A 3769-nucleotide genomic window follows, 5' to 3' on the forward strand; every position below is an offset into this window, starting at 1 on the left:
CCCGCCAGTCCCTGAGGAACAGATACAGCACCACCACAACGATCAGTGCGGAAAGGCCAAGCGCCAGCTCCACCTCGTGCAACGCGCCTTCAATAAACACCGCGTCGTCACTGGTAATGACGATACGGGTTCCTTCCGGCAGGTTCGGTGTCATTGCTTCAACAGCAGCTTTCACACCACTGGAAATATTCAGCGTGTTGGACTGTGCCTGACGCACAATACCAAGACCCACACCCTGCACACCATTGGAGCGCAAGGATGTACTTTCATCATCGGCACCCAGCATCACGCTCGCCACATCCCGCAGGCGCACCTTGTCCTTGACCAGCAGGTTTTCGAATTCGGATGGTGTCGTCAGGTTTGCGGTGGCACGCACCACAATATCCTGCGTGGCACTTTTCAGCGAACCGGCCGGAACATCGAGCGCTGCCGTTCCAAGAGCATTGGAGACATCCGTTACCGTCAGGCCGCGGCTTGCCAGGGCCGTCTGGTCAAGGTCGATCCGGAACACTTTTTCCTGATCACCCGACAGTTCCACATCGGCAACGCCGTCAACGGCCGCCAAACGGTCAATCACTTCATCATCAACCAGCTTGGTCAGGTCTTCCATGCCAAGCGTTGACGAGGTGACCGCCAGTCGCATGATCGGCTGGCTATCCGCATCCGCCTTGATGATCTGCGGTTCATCGGCATCGTCAGGCATCTGGTTGGTGACGCGGCCGATTGCGTCGCGCACATCATTGGCGGCAACGGCCAGATCGACCTTGTCGCCGAATTCAAGCGTCACGCGGCTGCTGCCGAATTGTGACTGCGAGGAAATGGCTTTCACACCACTGACACGGGCCACAGCGCCTTCAATGGTCTGCGTCACTTCCTGGTCAATGGTTTGTGGTGAGGCACCGTCGTAGTTGGTGCGAACGGTGATGACCGGACGGTCGACATCCGGCAATTCGCGCACATCGACACCCACCAGCGCCGCCAGACCGGCAACGACAAGAAGCGTGTTGATAACGGCTGCGAGAATGGGGCGCCGAACGAACAGCGCAGTAAAGGCGAGTTTGGAATCCTGGCCGCCCGGCGGCGTCTGCGTTGTCACGGGTCCGCTCACTGGCTTGCTACCTCCGGCGCTCTCGGCTGACTGTTCGTGCGCACCGCGCCGCCTTCACGCACGCGCTGCAAACCTTCGATAACAAGCGGATCACCCTCGGCCAACTCCGCCTTCACCAACACGGAATCCGGGTTGCGCTGCACGATCTGGACGCGAACCTTGTTGGATTTGTTGTCCACCACACGCCAAACATAGGAACCTTCCGCATCCCACTGCACGGCCAGCGGATCAACCGACGGATAGTTCTCGCCGGTGAAACGCATGGCAACGGAAAACGACATGCCTGCTCTCAAATCATCATTGGCATTGTTGAACACGGCGCGAACACGGATGGTTCGGCTTGCCTCGTCCACACGGTTATCAACAGCCTCCACTTCACCCTTGAAAACCTCACCCGGACGGGAAATCGATGTAGCCTCCACAGGCATGCCTACCTTGATGGCCGTGGTAAAACGTTCCGGCGCCCAGAAATTGACGAGGATTTTCGAGCGGTCATCCAGGCTGACAATGCTGGTCTGGGTCGTGGCATTGTCACCAATATTGATGGCGACGATACCGGCAATGCCCTCTATCGGGGCAACGATGTCCCGGCGCTTGAAATTCAATTCTGCCGTGCTGAGTGCCAGCTTAGCCGCCTCTTCGGCAATCTGCGCATCCAGCACATCCAGACGGGAAACCGATTTCAGATTGCTGTAGGAGGTGGATTTCTCAACCGCGCTCTTGAGGGCGACCTGCGCCTTTTCCCGCTCGATGATCTGTTCGTCATCATCGAGCCGTGCCAGCACATCGCCTTTCTTTACCTTCTGGCCCGAGGCAACACGAATTTCCGAAATCAGACCGGATGCCTGTGGCGTCACCACCACCGACTGAATGGCCTCACCATTACCAATGGCATTCATGCGGTCATTGATGGTGCCTGTCTTGACGGATGCGAGGTTAACCAGCGTGGCATTACCCTGCCCGCCGGCTCTTCCACCACCTTGGCCACCAGATTGCCCCCCTGAGCGTGCCTGCCCCTGACCAGAACCCTGGCCACCACCATTACCGCCCCCGTTCGCAGCCGTCTCGGCTGCGGGTTTTTCAGCCGCCAGAATTCCGACCTTGGCCAAAGCGTTGCGCCCGTCGGTGGAGGTGAGCGCCCAAAGACAGACGCCCGCTCCTACAACAGCCAGACTGACACCAACCTGCTTCCAAACCCTCATGCAATTCTCCGAATAAATATGCCGGGATCAACACATTGGCGCGGTTGAGACCCCTAATATGATTTGCACCAGTATCTTTGCAGGATTTAAACAAGGCAATGCACAAAACCGTTTGTTACGTAATTGTAATTTGCGCCGTTTTTTTGAATTGAACCCATCAAATAAGTTCAATTTACAATAGTGTCATGTTCACTATTGTAACCGTTGCAAAACATGCCTTTTTTGATTTCCGCGTTCATTTAAAAACCTGCACGGGAGACGTACAAAATGTGCAATGCCTGCGTCATAAACGATATTAAGGACCGCATGCTTTCAAGGCGTAGCCTGTTCAAGGCCGCCGCAGCAGGAACAGTCACTGCCGCAGCCGCCACATTGGGCGCTGCACCGGTTGCCATGGCACAAGCCGCCAGCAGCGTCACCGACATGACCCACGAACTGCATGAGGATTTTCCAACCTTCTTCGGTGAACAGCAGTTCTTCAAGGAGCAGAAGTTCAACTATGCCGAACACAAGTTCAACCTGTTTGAACTGCGGGTCAATGAACATACCGGCACCCATGTGGATGCACCGCTGCACTTCTCCGAAAACGGCACCTCGGTCGCGGAAATTCCGGTCGGCAATCTGGTGGTGCCGCTTGCCGTCATCGACATCAGGGAAAAGGCAGCATCCAATCCTGATGCGGAAGTAACACCTGACGATATCAAGGCTTGGATTTCCAAGAACGGCGATCTGCCGGAAAATGTCTGCGTCGCCATGTTGTCCGGCTGGCAGCAGCATCTGGGCACGGACAAGTTCCGCAATGCCGATGGTGAAGGCAAGATGCATTTTCCCGGTTTCCACGTAGAGGCGGCAAAATATCTGCTGGAGGAAAGCAAGGCCGCCGGCATTGCCGTCGATACGCTGTCGCTGGACTTCGGCAAATCGCCGGATTTTGCCACCCATTATGCCTGGTTGCCGGAAAACCGTTGGGGTCTGGAAGGCATCGCCAATCTCGATCAGGTGCCGGTCAAAGGCGCAACACTGGTGGTTGGCGCCCCCAAACATCGCGGCGGCACCGGCGGCCCTGCCCGTGTTTTCACTCTCGCATAAACCGCACATCAGACATTAGACAGGGACGAGGAGGACATATCGATGAGCACCGTCTCCAAACCACAGGACCCGGAAGCCAATCCGCGTGTGAAGGCGGTGTTCGACGATATCAGAGCCACACGCAAATCCGACTTCATCAACAATATGTGGCTCTACCTCGCTTTTGATGCCGAACTCCTGGAAAAGACATGGGGTGAGGTTAAGGCTGTCATGGCGACACCGTCGGCGCTCGACCCTGTCACCAAGGAAATGCTTTATATCGCTGTATCCGTTACGAACGGCTGTTCATACTGCGCACATTCCCATACGGCCGCCGCCAAGGCCAAAGGCATGACGGATGAACAGCATGCAGACCTTCTCAGGGTGATTT

General features: G+C 56.3%; 4 protein-coding genes. 2 read left to right on the top strand and 2 right to left on the bottom strand.

Annotation, left to right across the window (positions count from 1 at the left end):
- The coding region (locus tag RT613_RS02270; protein ID WP_313612635.1) for an efflux RND transporter permease subunit at window positions 1-1096 on the bottom strand (1096 nt) is incomplete at its 3' end.
- Between the two features lie 8 nt (window positions 1097-1104).
- Window positions 1105-2310 (bottom strand): efflux RND transporter periplasmic adaptor subunit, encoded by a 1206-nt coding sequence (locus RT613_RS02275; protein WP_313612637.1) that lies wholly within the window; start codon window positions 2308-2310, stop codon window positions 1105-1107.
- Between the two features lie 267 nt (window positions 2311-2577).
- Here RT613_RS02275 and RT613_RS02280 point away from each other — a divergent pair, with 267 nt between their 5' ends.
- Window positions 2578-3399, top strand: coding sequence for a cyclase family protein (locus RT613_RS02280; RefSeq protein ID WP_313612639.1), 822 nt, complete (start codon window positions 2578-2580; stop codon window positions 3397-3399).
- A gap of 42 nt (window positions 3400-3441) precedes the next feature.
- A partial coding sequence (locus RT613_RS02285; RefSeq protein ID WP_313612640.1) for a carboxymuconolactone decarboxylase family protein occupies window positions 3442-3769 on the top strand: 328 nt, incomplete at its 3' end.

This window comes from Agrobacterium sp., assembly GCF_032092815.1.
Classification (GTDB): domain Bacteria; phylum Pseudomonadota; class Alphaproteobacteria; order Rhizobiales; family Rhizobiaceae; genus Agrobacterium.

What these genes read in the sequence shown, in the direction of transcription:
- RT613_RS02275 (WP_313612637.1), bottom strand. Translation starts at nt 2,310, where the DNA reads ATGAGGGTTTGGAAGCAGGTTGGTGTCAGTCTGGCTGTTGTAGGAGCG.
- RT613_RS02280 (WP_313612639.1), top strand. Translation starts at nt 2,578, where the DNA reads ATGTGCAATGCCTGCGTCATAAACGATATTAAGGACCGCATGCTTTCA.